Annotated in this window: 17 protein-coding genes; 11 read left to right on the forward strand and 6 right to left on the reverse strand. The window is 60.4% G+C overall.

Annotated features, from left to right (window positions below; all coding sequences use genetic code 11):
- The first annotated feature begins 198 nt into the window (after positions 1-198).
- Entirely contained in the window at positions 199-840 is a 642-nt protein-coding gene (locus tag CCANI_RS03665) for a CPBP family intramembrane glutamic endopeptidase (protein WP_186750166.1), read from the forward strand.
- A gap of 1072 nt (positions 841-1912) precedes the next feature.
- Here CCANI_RS03665 and CCANI_RS03670 read toward each other — a convergent pair.
- From CCANI_RS03670 to serC, 3 genes are all read right to left on the reverse strand, one after another.
- A complete protein-coding gene (locus CCANI_RS03670) occupies positions 1913-2770 on the reverse strand; it encodes a DUF6928 family protein (protein WP_146323994.1) in 858 nt (285 codons plus the stop codon).
- Positions 2771-2776: 6 nt separating this feature from the next.
- On the reverse strand, positions 2777-3709 hold the full coding sequence (gene sepH / locus CCANI_RS03675) for a septation protein SepH (protein WP_146323993.1): 933 nt from the start codon (positions 3707-3709) through the stop codon (positions 2777-2779).
- Between the two features lie 86 nt (positions 3710-3795).
- Positions 3796-4923 carry a phosphoserine transaminase gene (gene serC, locus CCANI_RS03680; protein ID WP_146323992.1) on the reverse strand — a complete coding sequence of 376 codons (1128 nt, stop codon included), beginning with the start codon at positions 4921-4923 and terminating at the stop codon, positions 3796-3798.
- A gap of 86 nt (positions 4924-5009) precedes the next feature.
- On the opposite strand from serC, the gene CCANI_RS03685 reads away from it, so the two are divergent.
- The 3 genes from CCANI_RS03685 (at position 5010) to fkpA (ending at position 8167) form a co-directional block, all read left to right on the forward strand.
- Complete coding sequence (locus CCANI_RS03685) at positions 5010-5912, forward strand: aldose 1-epimerase family protein (RefSeq protein ID WP_146323991.1); 903 nt, start codon at positions 5010-5012, stop codon at positions 5910-5912.
- Between the two features lie 452 nt (positions 5913-6364).
- Positions 6365-7660: a citrate synthase gene (locus CCANI_RS03690; RefSeq protein ID WP_146323990.1), complete on the forward strand. Its 1296-nt coding sequence runs from the start codon at positions 6365-6367 to the stop codon at positions 7658-7660.
- 147 nt (positions 7661-7807) lie between these two features.
- Positions 7808-8167 carry an FKBP-type peptidyl-prolyl cis-trans isomerase FkpA gene (gene fkpA, locus CCANI_RS03695; RefSeq protein ID WP_146323989.1) on the forward strand — a complete coding sequence of 120 codons (360 nt, stop codon included), beginning with the start codon at positions 7808-7810 and terminating at the stop codon, positions 8165-8167.
- 127 nt (positions 8168-8294) lie between these two features.
- Here fkpA and CCANI_RS03700 read toward each other — a convergent pair whose 3' ends face one another.
- Both CCANI_RS03700 and CCANI_RS03705 read right to left on the reverse strand, forming a co-directional pair.
- Positions 8295-9458 (reverse strand): NAD(P)-dependent malic enzyme, encoded by a 1164-nt coding sequence (locus CCANI_RS03700; RefSeq protein WP_146323988.1) that lies wholly within the window; start codon positions 9456-9458, stop codon positions 8295-8297.
- A gap of 10 nt (positions 9459-9468) precedes the next feature.
- Positions 9469-10977 carry a carboxyl transferase domain-containing protein gene (locus CCANI_RS03705; protein WP_146323987.1) on the reverse strand — a complete coding sequence of 503 codons (1509 nt, stop codon included), beginning with the start codon at positions 10975-10977 and terminating at the stop codon, positions 9469-9471.
- Positions 10978-11055: 78 nt separating this feature from the next.
- Here CCANI_RS03705 and CCANI_RS03710 point away from each other — a divergent pair, with 78 nt between their 5' ends.
- The 7 genes from CCANI_RS03710 (at position 11056) to CCANI_RS03740 (ending at position 19535) form a co-directional block, all read left to right on the forward strand.
- Positions 11056-11883 carry an aldo/keto reductase gene (locus tag CCANI_RS03710; protein WP_246118187.1) on the forward strand — a complete coding sequence of 276 codons (828 nt, stop codon included), beginning with the start codon at positions 11056-11058 and terminating at the stop codon, positions 11881-11883.
- A complete protein-coding gene (locus tag CCANI_RS03715; protein WP_146323985.1) occupies positions 11880-12611 on the forward strand; it encodes an enoyl-CoA hydratase in 732 nt (243 codons plus the stop codon). The genes CCANI_RS03710 and CCANI_RS03715 overlap by 4 nt, the downstream gene beginning before the upstream one ends.
- A 50-nt stretch (positions 12612-12661) precedes the next feature.
- On the forward strand, positions 12662-14941 hold the full coding sequence (locus CCANI_RS03720; protein WP_146323984.1) for an HAD-IC family P-type ATPase: 2280 nt from the start codon (positions 12662-12664) through the stop codon (positions 14939-14941).
- 370 nt (positions 14942-15311) lie between these two features.
- The gene (locus tag CCANI_RS03725) at positions 15312-15656 is read left to right on the forward strand and encodes a DUF485 domain-containing protein (protein WP_246118186.1); all 345 of its coding nucleotides are present in this window, start codon (positions 15312-15314) and stop codon (positions 15654-15656) included.
- A 3-nt stretch (positions 15657-15659) separates the two neighbouring features.
- On the forward strand, positions 15660-17306 hold the full coding sequence (locus tag CCANI_RS03730) for a monocarboxylic acid transporter (protein ID WP_146323983.1): 1647 nt from the start codon (positions 15660-15662) through the stop codon (positions 17304-17306).
- An 81-nt stretch (positions 17307-17387) separates the two neighbouring features.
- Positions 17388-18167: a hypothetical protein gene (locus CCANI_RS03735; RefSeq protein ID WP_146323982.1), complete on the forward strand. Its 780-nt coding sequence runs from the start codon at positions 17388-17390 to the stop codon at positions 18165-18167.
- A complete protein-coding gene (locus CCANI_RS03740) occupies positions 18168-19535 on the forward strand; it encodes a cation:proton antiporter (RefSeq protein ID WP_146323981.1) in 1368 nt (455 codons plus the stop codon).
- On the opposite strand, the gene CCANI_RS03745 is transcribed toward CCANI_RS03740, so the two are convergent.
- Complete coding sequence (locus CCANI_RS03745) at positions 19532-20359, reverse strand: DUF1906 domain-containing protein (RefSeq protein WP_146323980.1); 828 nt, start codon at positions 20357-20359, stop codon at positions 19532-19534. The two genes, CCANI_RS03740 and CCANI_RS03745, sit on opposite strands and share 4 nt — an antisense overlap.
- Positions 20360-20468: the final 109 nt, after the last annotated feature.

Consider the following 20468-nt stretch of genomic DNA (forward strand, 5'->3'; position numbering starts at 1 on the left):
CCGCTGAATTGGTGGGGATTGACCGTACGTGCAATCGTCGCGCTATTTATACTCCTTGTCGCCAACATTGTGCGAGTTCCGTTTCTATTCATTCCCTGGGTACAAAGCGAACCAAATCGCGCAACACTCATTAGTGCGATCCTCCCATTTCTCACAATGGGTGTGTGCTTTGCATGCGTCGCCTTGTGGATGAAACACGTGGAACGAAGGCCATTCGCTAGCGCCGGTTTCAGCAACCTGCGGGAAATGCTGCCCGGATTGCTGGTCGGGATCGGGATCGTCGCCATACCGTGCTTGGCCAGCGCCTATGTTCTGCGTGCGTTCGTTGATAGCGGCGCCGAAGTAGAAAGCTTTGCCGGATTTGGGACAACCGAAATTCTGCTAGGAGTCTTGGCGCTAATCACAAAAGCGTTCGTATTGCAGGGCATTCCGGAGGAATTGCTCTATCGCGGGTGGCTGTTTTCCCTCACCCGATCGCGGCCGATCTTTACTGTGGCTTGGACGACCGTGGCGTTTGCCATTATCCACCTAGTTTCCGAAGGCGGTCAGCAAAACTTTTGGGAGCGAATCGAATACTTAACGCTACCATTCGCCATGGGTTTGCTTGCCGGTGCGCTGGTGCTTCTGACCGGAAACCCTTGGTGCGCTGCCGGAACCCATGGCGGGATGCATTTGATCAACGGGCTATTGCCGCTGGTGATTGCATTCGAACAAAACGGCCCGGTGTCGTGGTTTGTTCCAGCGATCATGCAGGGCGTGACGGCGATCGTATTGCTTGCAATCTGGTGGAAACGCCGCGGGCGCGAATCCGGACAAGCTGGTGTTGCGCAATATACCTAAGATGCGATCACGGCGGGAACCCCTCGGCGCATGCTCGGCGCATTCTAGCCCTCGGCACATTCCAGGCTGAGGGCTCGAAGTATGCCCGCTGGCGGTTGGTTTGCAATAGGTTGCGTGCTGCGCATGAAGTTTTTTACACACGAAACGTGGATTCTGTGTAATTTTCATCGTTCGGGGTCGCCCTGGGTCGCCGATGCGATACTTTTTACACAGATTTCTGGATTTTGATGTAAAAAATATCGGTAGACACCGTTCAACTCCGAGCGTGCCAATAAGTTGTGTGCGCCCTACCATATCAAAATGGGGCGTTTTGGGAAACTTGGCCATAGTTGGTTAAGGGTAGCGGACTTCAACGCCTTATAGGGGCTGCTACGGCGTTTGTTTTCAATTGGTCAAAATATATGGTTTCATATGTGCTACTGGGCTGAAAACGATGCGCTCAGAATTGGAGTTGGTGGGTGCCAGTCTGACGGAGACTTGGTGGAGCCTCTAGTGTCGCCAAACTTGCGGTGCTGACTTTGGTGTCATCTGCTATGAATTCATAGCCTTTTTCGAAGCCTGCCGCGCACTGTGGCGCAGGTAGGGCGAAAGCGCGAGTTGGATCGAGTCGGGTTGATGCATGGCGGCGGACCATCGGTGGTGACGGCACAATCTAGGCGTTTGGTGGACTGTAGGCTGGCTATTGGAATGGGTTGTGTGCTACGCATGAAATTTTTTACACACAAATCCCAGATTCTGTGTAATTTTCATCATCCGAGGCTGGCTGGGGCCGCCGGCGCGATATTTTTTACACAGATTTCTGGATTTTGATGTAAAATATATCGGTAGACAACGTTCAACTCTGGGCATGATGAAAGGTTGGAGACAACTTATTGGGGAGGGTTTTCGTCACAGTGACGTTATTCGCCCTTGACCTAATATGGGTGGCGAATTTTAAGGCTGTAGCGGGGCTGCTATGGTGTTTGTGAAAATCGGAGCAATAAAACCGCAAACCGGCGCCAAAAATATGAGGCACATCATAGTTTGGAGTCCAGCTCCCTGCAGAACCAACCCCCGTCCCCCAACCCGAAAGCTACTCGGATCTATCGATGTGCCGGATCCGGTAGCGCAGTTCTTCGCCTTTGATTCGCATCCTTGTGCGGAGCGCTTTGGCCTGTCGGGAAGCGAAGTCGCTGGCTATGGCTAGCCAGCGGCTGAGGTCGTTGGGGGTGTCGGTTTCTGGGAGTTCGTAGTCGTCGTAATCTGGGTCGGTGGCGGAGAAGCCGAGTTTTGTGGATCCGCGCGTGACCAGGGTTTCTACATCCACGGCGTGGGGCTTCGGCCGGGGCACCATGCGGGGTTCGGCCCGCCCGTCGATGGCGTAGGCGACGATATTGATGTCGGGGCCTTCGTCGGTGATGCCGAGCCAGGCGCGCTGTGCGGCTTTCACCAAATCGTGCGGATGGAACGGCAGTTCGATTCCATGGCCTTCGCCTCCCCAGAGCGGCGCTTCGAAGGGTTCGGGCACGCCGATGTCTTCGTAGACGCGGGTGCGCCGCGCGCAGAGCGATCGTTTGAGTTGACCTGCGTGCCAGTGGGCCACGCCGCCGAGTCCGGTGTGTTCGTTGACGGCGAAGGCGTAGATGTCTACGGCGGGCAGCGAGCGCAGCAGGTGCGGATCCAATTCGGAGAGTTCGTGCGCTTGATCGAGTACGGTTTGGACTACGGCGAGCCCTGGGTATCCGCCGATGTAGTATTCGCCGCGCGAGGTTTTGGCGGAGCGATTCAGCGGGAATTGCCCGAATACTGTGATGGGCCATCGGGGGTTGAGTTGGGCGAGGTATTTGCGTCCGAATCCCCGGTCGGCTTTTGGTTCGGCAGCGAGGATGCGCGCAGGGTTGGCGGCGGTGACGAACCATAGTGTGACTACGGCTTGGTGCGGGGCAGGCATGCTCGGCTAGCTCCTCGGGCGCTTGGTGTTTGTGCGCACCCCGAGGAGTACGTCTTCCCAATGTGGCGTGACTGCTTTTCGACGCCGCTTAGGCTCCGGCGTTTTCACATTCCTCGGCGTGACTTGTTCCTCGTTCTCCAAGAAGCCATCGCCTTCCGTTGAGCGTTCGTCGGAGACTACTGGGATTGGGGCGGTTTGTTCGTTTGGGGTGGGGACGTCGAAGTGGGGGAGGCTGCGGACTGGTCGGGAGAATTGGGGGTCGATTAGGTCGGCGGCGCTGGCGTTGCGGGCTACCACGGTGGGGGAGGCGCTGGTGCCTTTAGGGTGATAGGACCATTCGGCCGAGTTTTCGGATATGCCGGATTGCCAGGTGACTTTGACTACCCATTGCCCGGAGGGGTCGCGATATGAGTCCCATTTGGATGTGGTGAGATCAATGTCCCGCGCTGCGAACGCGGTGGCTAGGATTTCCCACAGGGTGAGGGAGGCGGGGCCGTCGTCACGCACGGGGAGGGCGCGTTTAGCTAACTCTGCCATGCGGGAGCGCTCGAGGAGGATGGGATGGGCAAAAGGTTCGATGCGGGATTCGCGCACACCAATGGCTTCCGCGATCTCGGCGATGGAAGCGCCGCCTCGAATACGTTCTTGAATCTCGCGGGGGCGCATGGTGAGCGGGCCGGAGGGTCGGGAATCCTGTTCGGGGGTGTGCTCCTCGGCGGCGGGGGCCAGCGTGGGCACCGGATCGGCGGGTGGAGGTTCCGGCGTCGCGGGTGGGGGAGTTGCGTCTTGTCGGGCCTCGGTTGGCGCGGCGTCTGGGGAGGTGAGGATCTCTAGCAGAGAATCGTCCACGGCGAGGAAGAATTGCTCGTCGGAGTCCTCAGCGCACAACACCAAAGACGTGGCATTTGACTCGTGTGCGACAAGGTGCAGCTCGCGCATGATTCTCCTCAAAGGCTCGTGAACGAAACGACAAAGTGGATACACCCACTTGGGGTAGATGTATCCACCATAACGCGAACTTCGTGCTACTTGGCGGCGAAACCGCCGTCGAGGATGTAATCGATTGCCTTTGTCAGGGTGACAATGTCAGCAGAATCGATAGCAGGGAACATGCCGATGCGGAGCTGATTTCGCCCAAGTTTGCGGTACGGCTCAACATCAACGATGCCGTTCGCGCGCAGAATCTTGGCGATTTGGGCGGCGTCGATCGAATCCGCGAAATCGATGGTGCCGACCACCAGGGAGCGCTTCGCGGGGTCCGCCACATAACAGGAGGCCTCCTCGCGCGTGTCGGCCCATTGATATAGCGCGGTTGCGGACGCGGTGGTGCGTTCGACCATACCTGCGAGACCGCCGTTGGCGTTCATCCACTGGACCTGGTTATCCAGCAGCAAAAGCGTGCCCACGGCGGGGGTATTGTAGGTCTGGTTCTTGCGGGAATTATCCACCGCGGTTTGCAGATTCAAAAACGCCGGGATAAAACGCCCGGAGGCGTTAATCTTTTCGATTCGCTCGATGGCGGCGGGGCTCATTACCGCAAGCCACAGGCCGCCGTCCGAGGCGAAGCACTTTTGCGGGGAGAAGTAGTACACGTCGGTTTCGGCGACGTTGACGGGCAGGCCGCCGGCGCCGGACGTGGCGTCGATAGCAATCAGCGCGTCGGTATTGGCGGGGCGGGAAACCTCGGCCATGGCGCCGGTGGAAGTCTCGTTGTGCGCCCATCCGAGCAGGTCACAGCCCTCCATCGCCTGCGGGGCGGGGGCGTCACCGGGCTCCGCCTTCACCACGGTGGGCTCCTCCAACCACGGTGCCTTGGCCGCGGCGGTGGCGAATTTGCCGGAGAATTCACCGAAGGACAGATGACCAGATTTCTTTTCGATCAGCCCGAAGGTTGCGGAATCCCAGAACGCGGTGGCGCCGCCGAGGGACAGCACGATCTCGTAGCCTTCGGGAAGCTGGAACAGCTCGCCCAGGCCCTCGCGGATGGAACCGACAACATTTTTGACTGCCGCTTGGCGGTGGGAAGTTCCCATGATGCCTGGCTGGCCGTCTGCAATAGCCTGGATTTGGGGAGTGCGGACCTTCGACGGGCCACACCCGAAGCGGCCATCAACGGGGTGCAGTTCTGCTGGGAGTGTAGGGAACTCGGTCATGGCGAAGCGAAGACACTTTCTGTGAGCTTGCAAAGGGTGCTTCCTACTCTAGTCCTCAGCTTGGAGTTTCGGCGTACCCTGGGGTTATGACTGCCGACATTGCGCTAAAAAGTGGGAGATATCATGCTTGGCTTACCACTCGTGGAGGTGGAATTCGAGGACTAACTTGGGGCGGGAAGAACCTGACCGATACGTACGCTGCGGGGGCAGCCGTGCCGCTTTCGTGCGGGGTTATGCTGGGGCCGTGGCCGAACCGGACCGCCGATGGGATTTTTTCCCACCGGGGCCATATATATCGGCTGCCAATCACCGAGCCGGAACGGAATAACTCCATCCATGGCTTTATCGCCGATGTGGATTGGGAGGTCATTTCCGCCACGCCGGAGGAGGCCGTGCTGCAATACCTTTTGGAGCCGCGCCCGGGCTGGCCGTGGCGCATGCGCTTTACCAATAGCTATGTGTTGAACGATGACGGGCTGACATGCACCTCGACGGTGACGAACCTGTCGCGGCATCGCATTCCGCTCGGCTTTGGCGTGCACACCTATATCAATGCCCAGGACGCGCCGCTGGATGAGTGCGTGTTGCGGGTGCCGGCGGCGAGCAGGTTGCCGTTGGACCCGGACCGGAACCTGCCGTGCGGCCCGCTGATGCCGGTGGCGGGGACGCAATTTGATATCCGGGAGCGGACGCTGGTGGGTACCTGGCTGGATGATGCGTTTACGGTGGATAAGCACGCCGCGGGCGAATGCTTCGTGTTGGACGCTCGCGGGGCGGGCGCTAAACTCTGGTTCGACCCCGCATTTGGGTGGGTACAGGTGTTCACCGCCGCCGATTTCCCTGGGCGTGGGCGTGCGATTGCTATTGAGCCGATGACCTGCCCGCCGGACGGGTTGCGGTCGGGTGTTGACCTGATTTATCTTGAGCCGGGCGAATCCTGGGAGGCTTCCTGGGGCGTAGCGGGGGTAGAGGGAGAGGGTAAAAAGTAAATCTTGTGAAGATTTATCGTTCTTTTTTTGAATTGTTTGCAGTTGTGGTGTCACGGCCACTGAGGGGGTAATGTATTCCGTGTCACATTGTGGCTTTCACGATGTGGCACTCTCTTTTATTTGGGGCTGTGAGGTGCGCTATCGTGCCAAAACCTCGCAATGTCAACTTAATTCCTGCGAAATATACCCAGAAGTAGGGGTGGCTTTTTGGTTGCGATGCTGGCGGCGAATTGCCGCAAATCGGCGCCGCATCGCATTGAAAAACTTCGCTAATAGGGCACAACCGTGTGGCTAAAACGGTAATCGCGGTATAGGTTGTAGGCATGCCCGCCAGGCGTCGATTGCGTGTGTCCTTAGTGAAACCTTACGGGGAGCTAGCCCAGAGGTAGTGGTGCCGCAGCTGACTTCAGCTCTGGGTAAGGGCCTTGAAACCGACGTTCGAAAGGTAAACAGTGGCTACTGATAACAAGGATAAGGCTGTACTTCACTACCCCGGTGGCGAGTTTGAGATGGACATCCTCAAAGCCTCCGAGGGTAATGACGGTATCGCCCTTGGCAAGATGCTCAGCGAAACCGGATTGGTCACCTACGATCCTGGCTATGTGAGCACCGGTTCCACCGAATCCAAGATCACCTACATCGATGGTGATAAGGGCATTCTCCGCTACCGCGGCTACGCCATTGAAGATCTCGCCGAGCACGCCACCTTCAACGAGGTTTCCTACCTCCTTATTAAGGGTGAGCTTCCCACCCAAGAGCAGCTTCTCAAGTTTAACGATGAAGTGCGCCACCACACCCTGCTGGATGAGGACTTCAAGGCCCAGTTCAGCGTCTTCCCCCGGAACGCTCACCCGATGGCAGTGCTCGCCTCGTCCTTGAACATCCTGTCCACCTACTATCAGGATTCCCTGAACCCGCTGAATCCGGAGCACCTGGAGAAGGCAACCGTCCGCCTGATGGCCAAGGTTCCGATGCTGGCCGCATACGCGCACCGCGCCCGCAACGGCGAGCCCTACATGTACCCGGACAACTCGCTGAACGCGCGCGAGAACTTCCTGCGCATGATGTTCGGCTTCCCCACCGAGCCCTACAGCGTCGACCCGCTGCTGGTCAAGGCTCTGGATCAGCTGCTGATCCTGCACGCGGACCACGAGCAGAACTGTTCCACCTCCACCGTGCGCATGGTGGCTTCCTCCCAGGCCAATATGTTTGTTGCCGTTGCCGCCGGCATCAACGCCCTTTCCGGCCCGCTGCACGGCGGCGCGAACCAGGCCGTGTTGGAGATGCTGGATGAGATCAAGGCGAACGGCGGCGATGCCACCGACTTTATGAACCGCGTGAAGAACAAGGAGCCGGGCGTTCGCCTCATGGGCTTCGGCCACCGCGTGTACAAGAACTACGATCCGCGCGCCGCGATCATTAAGAAGACCGCGCACGAGGTGATCGAGAAGATGGGTGGCGATGACACCCTGCAGTTGGCCATGAACCTGGAAGAAATCGCACTGGCAGACGATTACTTCATCAGCCGCCGCCTGTACCCGAACGTGGACTTCTACACCGGCCTGATCTACCGCGCGATGGGCTTCCCCACGGACTTCTTTACCGTGCTGTTTGCCATGGGCCGCCTCCCGGGCTGGATCGCCCAGTACCGCGAGCTGATCGAGGATCCGACCTCCAAGATCTATCGCCCGCGCCAGATTTACACCGGTGAGACCTTGCGCGAGTTTGTCCCGCGCGACCAGCGCTAAGGTGCGCTAATTCCGCCGTTACGGCTGGAGTCGATTACGCCCCACGTATAATCGTGTGAACAATGTGATCGATTCCAGCCGTTTGGCTGTGTCGGGAACATTGCCCGAGAGCATGACCGTGTACACACAACGAAGGAGTAATCCCTCATGGAAAAACCCCAGATTGAGGTCCAGGCAGGCCCCGCACCGGAAGACCTTGTTATCCAAGACATCGTCGTAGGTGATGGCCCCGAAGCTCAGCCGGGTGGCATGGTGGAGGTCCACTACGTTGGCGTGGACTTTGAAACCGGCGAAGAGTTCGATTCCTCCTGGGATCGCGGCCAGACCATTGAGTTTCCGCTGAATGGCCTGATCGCGGGCTGGCAGGAAGGCATCCCGGGCATGAAGGTCGGCGGGCGTCGCCAATTGACCATTCCCCCGGAGGCCGCTTATGGCCCAGCCGGCGGCGGGCACCCGTTGTCGGGCCGCACGCTGGTCTTTGTGATTGACCTGGTCAACGTAGGTTAATCCGAAACAGTTCAGCACTGCGGCGATTTCGATGCTTATCGACGCCGCGTGCTGGCGCGCGGCGGGCGCGGGGGAACGGGGGCTCCGGGCGGGTACCCCCATTTCGGCTCGGAGCCTACACAATCTGTTAGTGGATCTTTGCGGCAGCGCGGACGGCGTTGCTGACGGCGGGGGCTACGCGCGGGTCGAGGGGGGAGGGCACGACATGCTCGGCGTCGAGATCCTTCGCCGCGATTTCCGCGATGGCGCGGGAGGCGGCCAGTTTCATCGCGGTGGTGATGTGGCTGGCCCCCGCGGCCAATGCCCCGTGGAAGATCCCGGGGAAGGCGAGGACGTTGTTGATCTGGTTGGGCAGGTCGCTGCGGCCCGTGGCAACGACGGCACCGTATTTGGCGGCCAGCGCGGGATCGATTTCTGGGTCGGGGTTTGCCAGGGAGAACAGGATCGGGTCGGCGGCCATCCGCTGCAATTCGGCTTCGCGCACGTGGCCGCGGGACAGGCCGATAAACGTGTCCGCGCCCTCCAAGGCTTCGGTCACGCCGCCGATCAGGCCGCGCGGGTTGGTCACCTCCGCCAGTTCCCGTTTGATGCGGTTGAGCGGGGTGCGGCCGCGGTGGATAATGCCCCGCGAATCTAACACAGTGATATCGCGCACACCGGCGCCGATAAGGATCTTTGTGCATGCAATGCCGGCCGCGCCGGCGCCGGAAATTACCACCTTCAGGTCGTTCAGATCGCGTTCCAGAAGCGCGCAGGCGTTGCGCAGCGCCGCCAGGATCACGATGGCGGTGCCGTGCTGATCGTCGTGCATGACGGGGATGTCCAGGGCCTCGTCTAGGCGGCGTTCGATCTCAAAGCATCGGGGTGCGGAAATGTCTTCCAGGTTGATCCCGCCGAAGCTCGGGGCGATGGCGGTGACGGCGGTGACGATCTCATCGACGTCGGTGGTGTCCAGGACGATCGGCACGGCGTTTAGCCCGGCGAAGCGGCCAAAGAGCTGGGCTTTTCCTTCCATGACTGGCAGTGCGGCTTTGGGCCCGATATTGCCCAGGCCGAGCACGGCGGAGCCGTCGGAAACGATGGCGACGGTTTTGCCGGTCCACGTGTATTCGCGAACAAGTGATGCATCGTCGGCGATGGCTTCGCACACGCGTGCAACGCCTGGCGTGTAGGCCAGGGAGAGGTCGCGCACGGTTTCCAACGTCCGGACGGAGGAGGTGGTCAGTTTGCCGCCCGCGTGGGCGTCAAAGATCTCAGCATCTGTGAGAGCACCATAATCGTGGTCGTTCATGCCTTAAACCCTAGAGCAGGCGCACGGGAAGTGCCTCATAGTGACGGAAGCGCTGCTCCCGTCCGACCCGCCGGGGGTTGTTTTCCAGCTCCCACAATGTGTGATTGATATGCGCGATCACATTGCAGATAAATTCATCCGGGTGTTCGGAAGCGTCGCCGCGTTCGGAAATAAGTCCGTCCACGATCCCGGCCTGCATAAGCGCCGGGGCGGCCACGCCTTGCTCCTCCATCATTTGCGCCGCATGCTCGGTATCCCGGTAGATGATCGCGGAGGCGCCCTCGGGCGGCAGCGGCGACAGCCACGCGTTTTCCGCGGCGAGCACCCGGTCGGAGGGCAACATGGCCAGCGCTGCGCCGCCACAGCCTTGGCCGAGGATCACGGAGACGGTGGGGACATCGACGTCGACAAGCTCGCCGAGGGTGCGTGCAATGGAGCCGGCCATGCCGTTTTCCTCGGCGGCCTGGGAAAGTTCCGCGCCGGGGGTATCGATGATGCTAACGAGCGGAAGTTGGAGTTCGTGCGCGAGTTGAATTCCGCGGCGGGCGAAACGCAGCGCGGCGGGCCCCAATTCGGTGGTGGCATGCGGCGGTTGCTGGTGCCTGTCCTGCCCGATCAGCACTACCGGGCGCGTCCCGATGCGCGTCAATGCCACGCTGACGGCGGGGGAGCGTCGCCCTTCACCCGTGCCGGACAATTCGATCCAATGTTTGGCCAGCGCCGCTTTGAGGTTTCGCACACCTGGGCGGTTGAGGTTGCGGGTGCGCTCGATCGCCTCCCACGTCCCGCCGTCGCGTTTCAGCGCCCCGTCCAACGTCGCCGGTGCCGCGGGCTCGCCGTCCGCATCGCTCGGCAGCAGCACATCGATGATCTTCAGGACGGCTTCGCGGAGTTGGCTGGGGGAGATCACGCCATCGATAACCCCATGTCGCGCCAGGTTTTCGCCGGTTTGCACTCCGTCCGGCATGGGGACGCCGGTGGTCAGCTCGACCACCCGCGGGCCTAGGAACCCCAGCAGCGCGTCCGGCTCCGCAAAGGTGAAGTGCCCCGCCGAACCCCAGGATGCCATCACGCCGCCGGTGGTGGGGTTGCGCAGATATACAAGGAATGGCAGGTGCGCATCTTTGTGCCGATACACCGCCGTTGTAATAGAGACCATCAGTGCGAATGCGGGGGTGCCTTCCTGCATGCGGGTACCGCCGGAGGAGGGGGAAATCAGCAGGGGTAGCCCCGCCTCCGTTGCGCGGTGGATGCCGGCGATGATCCGCCGTGCCGTGGCAGCCCCGATGGATCCCCCCAAAAACGAGAATTCGCTGAGCACAAACGCCACCCGGGTGCCCCCAACCGTGCCTTCGCCGGTGATTACGGCCTCATCCACCCCGCTCTTTTCCCGGGCCCGGGCGAGGGCGTCGCGGTACGCTGCGGAAATGTCCCCGTACTCCGGTGGGGTGTCCCAACTCACAAAGGAATTCGGGTCTAGAACCTGCTGAATAAGATCGTGTGCGCTCGTGCGTGTCATATTCAAAATCTAACGTGTCCTAGATTGTGACACAGCGAGTTATCGCTCGGCGGGGGTGATGCGTGTTTAATGGGGGGCATGATTATTCCGTCAATCACACTCAACGATGGCACGCAAATGCCGCAATTGGGTTTTGGAACTTGGAAGTTAGAGCAGGATCAGGCGTACACGTCGGTGCGGCGCGCCATCGAGGTGGGTTATCGGCATATCGATACCGCCGCGATTTACGGCAACGAGGTGGAGGTGGGGAAGGCGGTGCGCGACGCGGTTGCGGCGGGCGATGTGACTCGCGATGAGTTGTTTATCACCACCAAGCTGTGGAATAACCAGCAGCATGAGCCGGGCGTGGCCTTTCAGCAATCGTTGCAGCGCCTGGGCCTCGATTATATTGACCTTTATTTGGTGCATTGGCCGTGCCCGAAACAGGATCAATTTGTGAGCGCGTTTGAGGGCATTGCCCGTATTCAAGGTTTAGGTACGGTGCAATCTATCGGCGTTTGCAATTTCTATGCGGAGGTGTTGCGCCGCATTATTGCCGAGACCGGCGTGGTGCCTGCGGTAAACCAGATTGAATTGCACCCGGGGTTTCCCCAGTTGGAGCTGCAGAATTTGCACCGCGAGTTGGGCGTGGTCACGCAGTCCTGGTCCCCGCTCGGGCAGGGTTCGCTTATCGACGACCCGGTGGTCGCCGGTATTGCGGCAGCCCACCGCCGTACTCCGGCGCAGGTGATCTTGCGGTGGCATGTGCAACAGGATTTGGTGCCGTTGCCGAAGTCCGGCAATGATGCCCGGATTGCGGAGAATTTCAATATTTTTGATTTCCATTTGACCCAAGAGGATATGGTCGCGTTGACCGCCCTCGATTCCGGCCGTGTTGGCCCTGACCCTTTGGAGTTTCCCGCATGATCGTGTTGGAGCGCGACGGCCACGTCCTGAGCATTACTTTTGACCGTGACCCGCATCGCAATTCGCTGACCACCAAGGTGTGCACCGAGGTTGCCGCCGCCATCGAGGCGGTGGAATTCCCGGATATCCGGGTGGTTTTGATTCGCGGCCGGGGCACCGCCTTTTGCGCGGGCGCGGATCTCAAGGGCGGGGTGTATGGGGACGATTTCCACGGTGCCCTGCAACGCATGTTGCGGAGTATTTTGGAGTGCCCGGTGCCCGTGATCGCGGATGTGCAGGGTCCCGCCGTAGGCGCCGGCACCCAGCTCGCACTGGCTTGCGATCTTAGGGTGGTGGGTGATGATGGCTGGTTCCGCGTCCCGCCGGCCGAGCTGGGATTCGCCTTGGATAACTGGACCATCCGGCGCGCCGTATCCATGCTCGGCGGCTCGGTCGCGCGTTCGGTGCTATTGGCAGCCGAGACCGTGGATGCCGATCGCGCGGCGGCCGTCGGCTTTGCCAATGAACGCGGCGATGCCGATGCCGCGATGCGTTATGCCCAACGCATCGCGGGCTATGCGCCGCTGGCATTGCGCCAGCTCAAGGGCGTTCTTAACGATGAAGGCTTCGGTTTCGCGCTGCGCCCGATCCAGCAGGAGCTGTACGATCTGTGCTGGTCCAGCGATGATGCCGCCGAGGCCCGCTCCGCTAGGGCGGAAAAACGCGTTCCGGTATTTAAGGGCCAATAGCGCAAAGTGGGTTCCTGCGGGCGGGGCATGTCTCGCTAAAATCGACGGGTATGACATACACCTCACCTTCGGGCTTGACCCGCGAAGAAGTTGCCGAGCGGGTCGCGGCGGGGTTGGTGAATCGACAATCCCGTCGAACCGGCCGAAGCGTGGGAACCATTATCCGAACGAACGTTTTTACAAGGATCAATGCGATCCTTGGGGTGCTGCTTGCTATTGTGCTTTCCCTCGGCTCTTGGATCAATAGCGCGTTCGGTACGCTGATCATCGCAAACTCCGCCATTGGCATTATCCAGGAGCTGCGGGCCAAGCGCACGCTGGATCGATTGACCATCCTGGGGGAGTCGCTGCCCACGGTGATCCGCGATGGGCAGCCGCAACAGATCGTCCGAGACGAACTGGTGTTGGACGATCTTATTGAGCTCGGGGTGGGGGACCAGCTGGTGGTGGATGGGGTGGTTCGCTCCGCCGAAGGCCTGATGGTGGATGAGTCCATGCTGACCGGCGAATCCGAACCCGTATTAAAAAATGTGGGCGATACCGTCTGGTCCGGTTCGTTCGTTTCCGCCGGCACCGCCACCTATCAGGCCACCGCTATTAGTGAAGACGCCTACGCTGCGAAACTTATTGCGGAAGCCGGAAAGTTCCAGCTCACCGATTCGCAATTACAGGCGGGCATCAATTCGATCCTGCGGCTGATCACGTGGCTGCTGATCCCCACCGGTTTGCTTACCGTCTGGACGCAGCTGACCCGCACGGGCGAACCCTTGCGGGAGTCGATCCTTGCCATGGTGGCCGCGCTCGTTCCCATGCTGCCGGAGGGCCTGGTGTTGATGACCTCCATTGCCTTTGGCGTCGGCGTGGTGCGGTTGGGGCGTCGAAACGCGCTGGTCAATGAGCTGCCCGCGATCGAGGGGCTGGCGCGCGTCGACGTGGTGTGCGTGGATAAAACCGGCACGCTAACGGAAAACCGCATGGAATTGGCGGAGGTTCGCAAGCTGGGTCAGGCCCCGGTGGAGCGCATTTTGGCGTCGTTCGTGGTGGTGGAGAATCGGCCGAACGATACGCTGCAGGCGATCGCCACGCTGGGCGCCGAACCGTTCGAAGTGATCAGCTTTGAAGCCTTTAATTCCGCCAAGAAGTTCGCCTCCGTAAACCTCGGCGAGCGGGGCAAATGGTTCCTCGGCGCCCCGGATGTGCTGGTCAGCAAGGCGGATGGTCTGCAGGCCGAACAATTGGCCGCGGAAGGGCTGCGCGTATTGGTATTGTGCGATGCCGAGCGCACCCCCGCGGCGCTCGTGGTTTTGCGGCAGAAGATTCGCGATGACGCATTGGAAACCCTGGAATTCTTTCGTGCCGAACACGTCGAACTGAAGGTCATTTCGGGGGATAACGCGGCGTCGGTAGGCGCGGTCGCACGGGAGCTCGGCTTGGAGGGGTCCGTGATCGATGCGCGCGACCTGCCCACGGAGCCCGATGCCTTCCGCAGGGCGATCGAGGAGCATACTGTGTTCGGCCGCGTCACCCCCGAACAAAAGCGCGATATGGTGAAGGCGCTGCAACAAAACGGCCACACGGTGGCGATGACCGGCGACGGCGTGAACGATGTATTGGCGCTCAAAGATGCGAATATCGGGGTGTCTATGGGCAGCGGTTCCCCCGCGACGCGATCGGTGGCGCAGGTGGTGGTGCTGGATAATCGCTTCGCCACATTGCCGCACGTGGTCGCGGAAGGCCGGCGGGTGATCGGAAACATTGAGCGCGTAGCAAACCTATTCCTCACTAAAACAGTGTATTCGGTGGTGATGGCGCTCATCTTTGCCATAGTGGGAATTAAATTCCCATTTCAAGCGATTCATGTGACCGTGACCGCTTGGTTTACCATCGGCATTCCCGCCTTTATCCTGTCGCTGGCGCCGAATTACGAGCGCGCGCGGCCGAATTTTGTGCTGCGGGTGCTGCGTTTTGCCATCCCTTCCGGGTTGACCATCGGGCTGAGCGCGGCGGGCATGTGGCTGTGGTATTACCCCGGTGCGGCGGCCCCGCCGGAGCTAAAAGCGCAGGCAGGAACCGCCGTATTGCTTGCGCTTCTGGTGATGGCGCTGTGGGTGCTCGGTATCGTGGCGCGGCCCTACACCTGGTGGAAGGTGCTGCTGCTGGCGGTGTCGGTCGGGTTCTACGTGGTGTTGTTCACGTCGCCGTGGTTGGCGCACTTTTTCTTGTTGGATCCGCGGAATCATGCGCTGCTGCTGAGGGGACTCTGTTTGGGAATATGCGGGGCCGCTGTGATTGAGTTGTGGTGGCATGTAGGGAATGCGAAGCGGCGCTAAGGTGAGGCTGTGTTTGGCACATGCGAACGAGTGATTGCACCCTTCAGATCTTATTGAGCACCACTAATAACCGGGTGAACTGTGCCACACTTAGCTTCGCAAACTTTGCAGCTGCGAAGATTGTGTGCTTGCGGGGGTGAATAAGCTAATTCTTTACATGCTGGTAATTGGCATTTCGGGGGTAATGCAACGATGTGAATTGGTCGGACGTTCACGTTTCACTTCCATATTGCAATGTGAGCTGGGTAACTTGGCCTTCATCAACGAATGCAGTGACGAATCCACGGCGCGCTCGGTGCGCGCGGCGGCTTCGGTGTGAGCATTCACCCCTGTTGTTTGACTACCATCCAGAAAGCGAGGCGATTCACCAGTGAGCGCCAACCCTCAGGCACACGCCGGGCGCCGTGAACCTACCGCGGCCGAATTCCGTGCCATGCAGGAGGCTCCCGAATTCATCGATCTGAAAAAGACATTCCGTTCTTTTACCTTCCCGATGAGCGCGGCCTTCTTCGTGTGGTACATCGCATACGTGCTGATGGCAACATACATGTCCGACATGATGGGCAAGGTGGTTTTCGGATCTATCAACGTTGGAATCCTCCTCGGCCTCGCACAATTCGTGACCACCTTTATTATCACCTGGTGGTACATCAAGTTCGCTAACAAGCAAATCGAACCCCGCGCCGCAGCCATCCGCGCTGAGATGGAAGGTTAGTCAATGTCCAACGTTGCTGTTCTCGCCCAAGAATCCACCGCAGGTAACCCGATCCTGAACATTGCGGTGTTCGTCGCCTTTATTGTGGTCACGATGGCGATCGTGATGCGCGTGGGCAAATCCACCTCCGAAGCCTCCGACTTTTACACCGGTGGCGCCTCCTTCTCCGGCACCCAAAATGGCCTGGCCATCGCGGGTGACTACCTTTCCGCCGCATCCTTCCTGGGTATCGTCGGTGCCGTCGCGCTGACCGGTTACGATGGCTTCCTATATTCCATCGGATTCTTCGTCGCCTGGCTGGTGGCATTGTTGCTGGTGGCTGAGCCGCTGCGCAATACCGGCCGGTTTACCATGGCGGATGTGCTGTCCTTCCGGCTCAAGCAAAAGCCGGTTCGCCTCGCGGCGGCCTTTGGCACCCTCGCCGTGTCGCTGTTCTACCTGATCGCGCAAATGGCCGGTGCGGGTTCGCTGGTGTCCGTGTTGTTGGATATCCACGATAAGAGCTCGCAGGCGATCGTCGTCGCCGTGGTGGGCGTCATTATGATCCTGTACGTGCTGCTCGGCGGCATGAAGGGCACCACCTATGTGCAGATGATCAAGGCCGTGCTGCTCGTGGGCGGCGTGGGCGTGATGACCATTATGATCCTGTGGTTTGTCAAGGGCAGCTTCTCCGAGCTGTTGGAGCAGGCCGTGAACATGCACGCCAGCTCGAACTACATGGCGGAGCTGGGTAAGGATGCCCGCGAGATCCTAGAACCGGGCCTGAAGTACGGCAAGACGGAAACCACCAAGCTGGACTTCCTTTCCTTGGGCCTCGCCCTGGTGCTGGGCACCGCCGGTTTGCCGCACGTGCTGATGCGCTTCTACACCGTGCCCACCGCTAAGGAAGCGCGCAAGTCCGTGACCTGGGCGATCATCCTGATCGGCGCGTTCTACCTGATGACCCTGGTGCTCGGCTACGCCGCCGCCGCATTCGTCGGACCGGACCGCATCCAAGCCGCACCGGGTGGCGCCAATGCCGCGGCCCCGCTGCTGGCGCTGGAGCTGGGTGGCTCGATCTTTATGGCGATCATCTCCGCCGTGGCGTTCGCCACCGTGCTTGCGGTGGTCGCGGGCCTGGCCATTACGGCATCCGCCTCCGTGGCGCACGATATCTACCACTCCATTATCCGCGGCGGTAAGTCCACGGAAGAGGAGCAGGTGCGGGTGTCCCGCATCACCGTGGTGGTCATCGGCGTGCTGTCCATTATCTTGGGCATCGGCGCGATGGGCCAGAACGTGGCCTTCCTGGTGGCGCTGGCCTTCGCAATCGCCGCCTCCGCCAACCTGCCCACCATCCTGTACTCGCTGTACTGGAAGCGGTTCAATACCACTGGTGCGGTCGCGGCTATGTACACCGGCCTGATCTTGGCCCTGCTGCTGATTATTTTCTCCCCGGCGGTTTCCGGTGCAAAGACCGCAATGTTCCCGAACCTGGACTTCGCGTTCTTCCCGCTGCAGAACCCCGGCATCGTGTCCATCCCGGCGGCCTTTATCGCCGGCATCATTGGCACCTTCCTGGGCAAGCCGGACAATTTGGATGACCTCCAAGCCGAGATGGAAGTCCGCTCGCTGACCGGCGTCGGCGTCGAAGCGCCAGTCGATCACTAGGGCGAATAGCCTGGCACCTATTTGTAGCAGCTCCACCCCTTTGCTGCACCAGCGGCGGGGGCTGGGGCTATTATTTTTTTCATGAATTCTCGAGCTGTGATGGCGGCCCCGGTGGTCGTCGCCTTGGTGGCATTCGTGTCTATGCCGATCGCCGCCATGTATGGAGGGGGGCAGCAGTCCCTGGAGGAAGCGGAACTCAGTGGTGCCGGTTTTTCACAGGGCGAGCAAGGATCCTTTATGTCCGCGGACACCGATACCTTTGTGGAGAACCAAACCGGCTCCCAGGTGACCATCCTGCGGCTTGACAATGGTTTTCATACCGGCACGGCCACCGAGCGTTTTGCCCGCCCCGCGCTGAGCCTAATTAAGTTGTACATCGCCGAATATGTGTTGGAACACGGGGAATTAAAGGATCGCGCAGATGCTCTGGAAATGATCCGCAGTTCAAATGACGAGATTGCTGAAGAAATGTTCGAAAAGTATCCTGAGTGCATAGATATTGTCGCCAAGGAATACGGGCTGGCTTCTACCCGTTCCCGGGATACTTGGGGGTATAGTGTCACTTCCACCTATGATGTGGTGTCTTTCGTCTCCCAGAAATTGCGCAAAAACCGCAACGATCCCATTCTGCGGGCCATGAAGGAATCCGACAAGATCGCCGCAGACGGGTATGAGCAAAACTTTGGCACGTCCACGCTGCCCGGCGTGATCGGCACAAAGTGGGGCTGGTCCAACGACCTCACCCTGCACTCGTCCGTCTCATATGGCGAGAACTTCGTGGTCGCGGTAGCCGTATCGGGCACGGCGGAGGACCTCACGGACTTGGTGGAGCTACAGGTCGCAGGTCTCATGGAGGAATAAATGCCCGAACCGCTGGTTCTCGCTGCTGGTGCCTCGGTTACGCCCGATGCCATCATTTCGATGATGTGGATATCAATAGCAGCGTTAACCTCACCACTGCTGAGCTATCTGGTGCGAAAAAAGATCCCAGCGGTGGTGTTTTTGCTGTTTCTGGGGGTGGTTATCGGTCCGCACGTGCTGAACCTCGCGCATGCGGACGAAAGCAATGCTATGCTGCGCGAACTCGGCCTGGGCATGTTGTTTTTGCTGGCCGGGTGGGAGATCGAACCGGAAGCTATGCGCGGACGCCAGGGGAAATGGGCGTCGACAACCTGGGTGTTTAGCGCGGTGCTGGCCTTCGGTGCGGCGCTATTGATGTTCGCGGGCGATACGCTGGCGGCGGTGGTGATCGCGGTGGCCGTGACTTCGACGGCGATGGGCACCCTGCTGCCCGTGATCAAGACGGCGGGCGTTTCCCAGGCTGTCCGCCGCGGCGTGCTCGTACACGGCGCTGTCGGGGAACTGGGGCCAATTTTTACCATGGCCCTGCTGCTTTCCACACGGAGCACTTGGCTTACGCTTGTGGTCCTCTTGGTGTTTATGGGCGGCGCGCTGATCATCGCGTTCGTGCCGCGCACTGTGGCGGCCATTGCGCCGTGGATTGGGCCGGCGGTGCGCGACGGGGCGAGCCATACCGCGCAGACCGTGATGCGTGCGGTGATTGTATTGCTCACCGTGCTTATGGCTATGGCCGCGGTGTTCGAATTGGACGTGGTGTTGGGCGCGTTCGCCGCCGGGCTGATCTTGCGCGCCCTGGTGCCGGCGCGGTCCCGCAAAACCGTGGAGGCGCGTCTGGACGTCATGGGATATGGCCTGCTCATCCCCGTATTTTTTGTTACCTCCGGGATGGCCATCGAGGTTGCGGAGGTGGTGCGCGCGCCCATGATTGTGCTGTTTTGCGCCGCGGTGATTTTGGTGGCGCGGGGACTGCCGATCTTCCTTACCGAGCGTTTTTGGCACACCGGTTCCGGCATTTCGGACGTGCGCGAGCAGGCACAATTGGCGTTGTACGCTGCGACTGGCCTGCCGATTATTGTTGCCGTCACCGAGATTGCGCTGAGTAGGGAGCTTATCGACGCCGCGCTTGCGTCCATCCTCGTGGCTGCCGGGGCGCTCACCGTCCTGGTGTTTCCGATCGTGGCCCAAGCAATTCCCTCCCCCCGCTCCGCACCGGTCGAATCGAATGAGTGTTTGGAGGCTGTGGCGCGGGCCGAGGATCAGGAATTCCGGGCGGCAAGCGCGGAACAGGCGCAGCGGCAGGCCACGGGCAAGAAACACAACCCGCCTCGCAGCAGCACGCTGGAGGCGGGGGATATCACCTTAGATTAGGAGGAAAGGGTTCCTAAGGCCCTTATTATTTCTGAGGTGGCGTCGGTGCTCGCATTGTTGTTGGTGTTCGGGGCGTCGTCAGTATTCGGCGGAATGGCGGCATTGCCCGGGGACCACTGGCCCCAGTCCGCCGCGTACACGTTATTCACGTCCACCTCGATGCCATCGATATGCGCCCGGTAGCCGGCCTTCTGGTGCAGATGCGCGCGCGGGTGCAACTTGCCTTGCGAACCCCAATCGTGCTGCCAATAAAACTCCCCGAGCCCGTCCGCCAGCGCCCATTCGATGGTGCCATAATTGGCGTAAATCCCCAGCTGGAGGCTTACCGCCGCGAGGGCAATCTTGAAGCCCTCCAGGTAGGGGCGGATCTGATTGACGTATTCGTCGCGGGTCGGGTTATCGTCGATGGCCACATAGATCGGGCGCTGCGTCGGGCCGCCGGCCGCCAAGTGCAGGCTGATGGCCTTCGGCGCGTGCTCGAGGGCGCCCGCGGCGCCGGCCTTCCAATCGGCGGTTTCGGCGCGACCGAACTGGTATACGCTCGCCGTTTGGAGGTCCAGCGAGGCCATTTCGCGGGTTTCCTTCAAGGTCACGGGCTTGCCCAGCATCCACTCCGCGCCAGGGCGACGTTCGGACACATATCGGATCGCGCCGAGATGGCCCGCGGCCTTAATCGCCGCTGCGCTAGGCACCCCGGCCGAAAAATCGATGATGGTCCCCACGAGCGGCGCGGCATTGGCCGTCGACGTTGTTACCGCCGTGCTCGCGGCACCTACGGCCAGCGAACATGCCGTCGCCTTTAAAAAAGTGCGGCGAGAAATCATAGTGCTCCTGAATGTCCAGTCCTGCGGCTGCCTCGTGTGCGCGTGCGGTGCGCGTGCCTCGTGCGCGTTGTGCGGGTGCCTCGTGCGCGTTGTGCGGGTGCGCTATCGA

The sequence above is a fragment of the Corynebacterium canis genome (assembly GCF_030408595.1).
GTDB classification, from domain to species: domain Bacteria; phylum Actinomycetota; class Actinomycetes; order Mycobacteriales; family Mycobacteriaceae; genus Corynebacterium; species Corynebacterium canis.

Coding starts and splice junctions, on each gene's coding strand:
- CCANI_RS03745 (WP_146323980.1), bottom strand. CDS start 20,359: ATGATTTCTCGCCGCACTTTTTTAAAGGCGACGGCATGTTCGCTGGCC.
- serC (WP_146323992.1), bottom strand. CDS start 4,923: ATGACCGAGTTCCCTACACTCCCAGCAGAACTGCACCCCGTTGATGGC.
- CCANI_RS03700 (WP_146323988.1), bottom strand. CDS start 9,458: ATGAACGACCACGATTATGGTGCTCTCACAGATGCTGAGATCTTTGAC.
- CCANI_RS03670 (WP_146323994.1), bottom strand. CDS start 2,770: ATGCCTGCCCCGCACCAAGCCGTAGTCACACTATGGTTCGTCACCGCC.
- CCANI_RS03710 (WP_246118187.1), top strand. CDS start 11,056: ATGATTATTCCGTCAATCACACTCAACGATGGCACGCAAATGCCGCAA.
- CCANI_RS03730 (WP_146323983.1), top strand. CDS start 15,660: ATGTCCAACGTTGCTGTTCTCGCCCAAGAATCCACCGCAGGTAACCCG.
- CCANI_RS03720 (WP_146323984.1), top strand. CDS start 12,662: ATGACATACACCTCACCTTCGGGCTTGACCCGCGAAGAAGTTGCCGAG.
- CCANI_RS03715 (WP_146323985.1), top strand. CDS start 11,880: ATGATCGTGTTGGAGCGCGACGGCCACGTCCTGAGCATTACTTTTGAC.
- CCANI_RS03740 (WP_146323981.1), top strand. CDS start 18,168: ATGCCCGAACCGCTGGTTCTCGCTGCTGGTGCCTCGGTTACGCCCGAT.
- CCANI_RS03705 (WP_146323987.1), bottom strand. CDS start 10,977: ATGACACGCACGAGCGCACACGATCTTATTCAGCAGGTTCTAGACCCG.
- CCANI_RS03685 (WP_146323991.1), top strand. CDS start 5,010: ATGACTGCCGACATTGCGCTAAAAAGTGGGAGATATCATGCTTGGCTT.
- fkpA (WP_146323989.1), top strand. CDS start 7,808: ATGGAAAAACCCCAGATTGAGGTCCAGGCAGGCCCCGCACCGGAAGAC.
- sepH (WP_146323993.1), bottom strand. CDS start 3,709: ATGCGCGAGCTGCACCTTGTCGCACACGAGTCAAATGCCACGTCTTTG.
- CCANI_RS03735 (WP_146323982.1), top strand. CDS start 17,388: ATGAATTCTCGAGCTGTGATGGCGGCCCCGGTGGTCGTCGCCTTGGTG.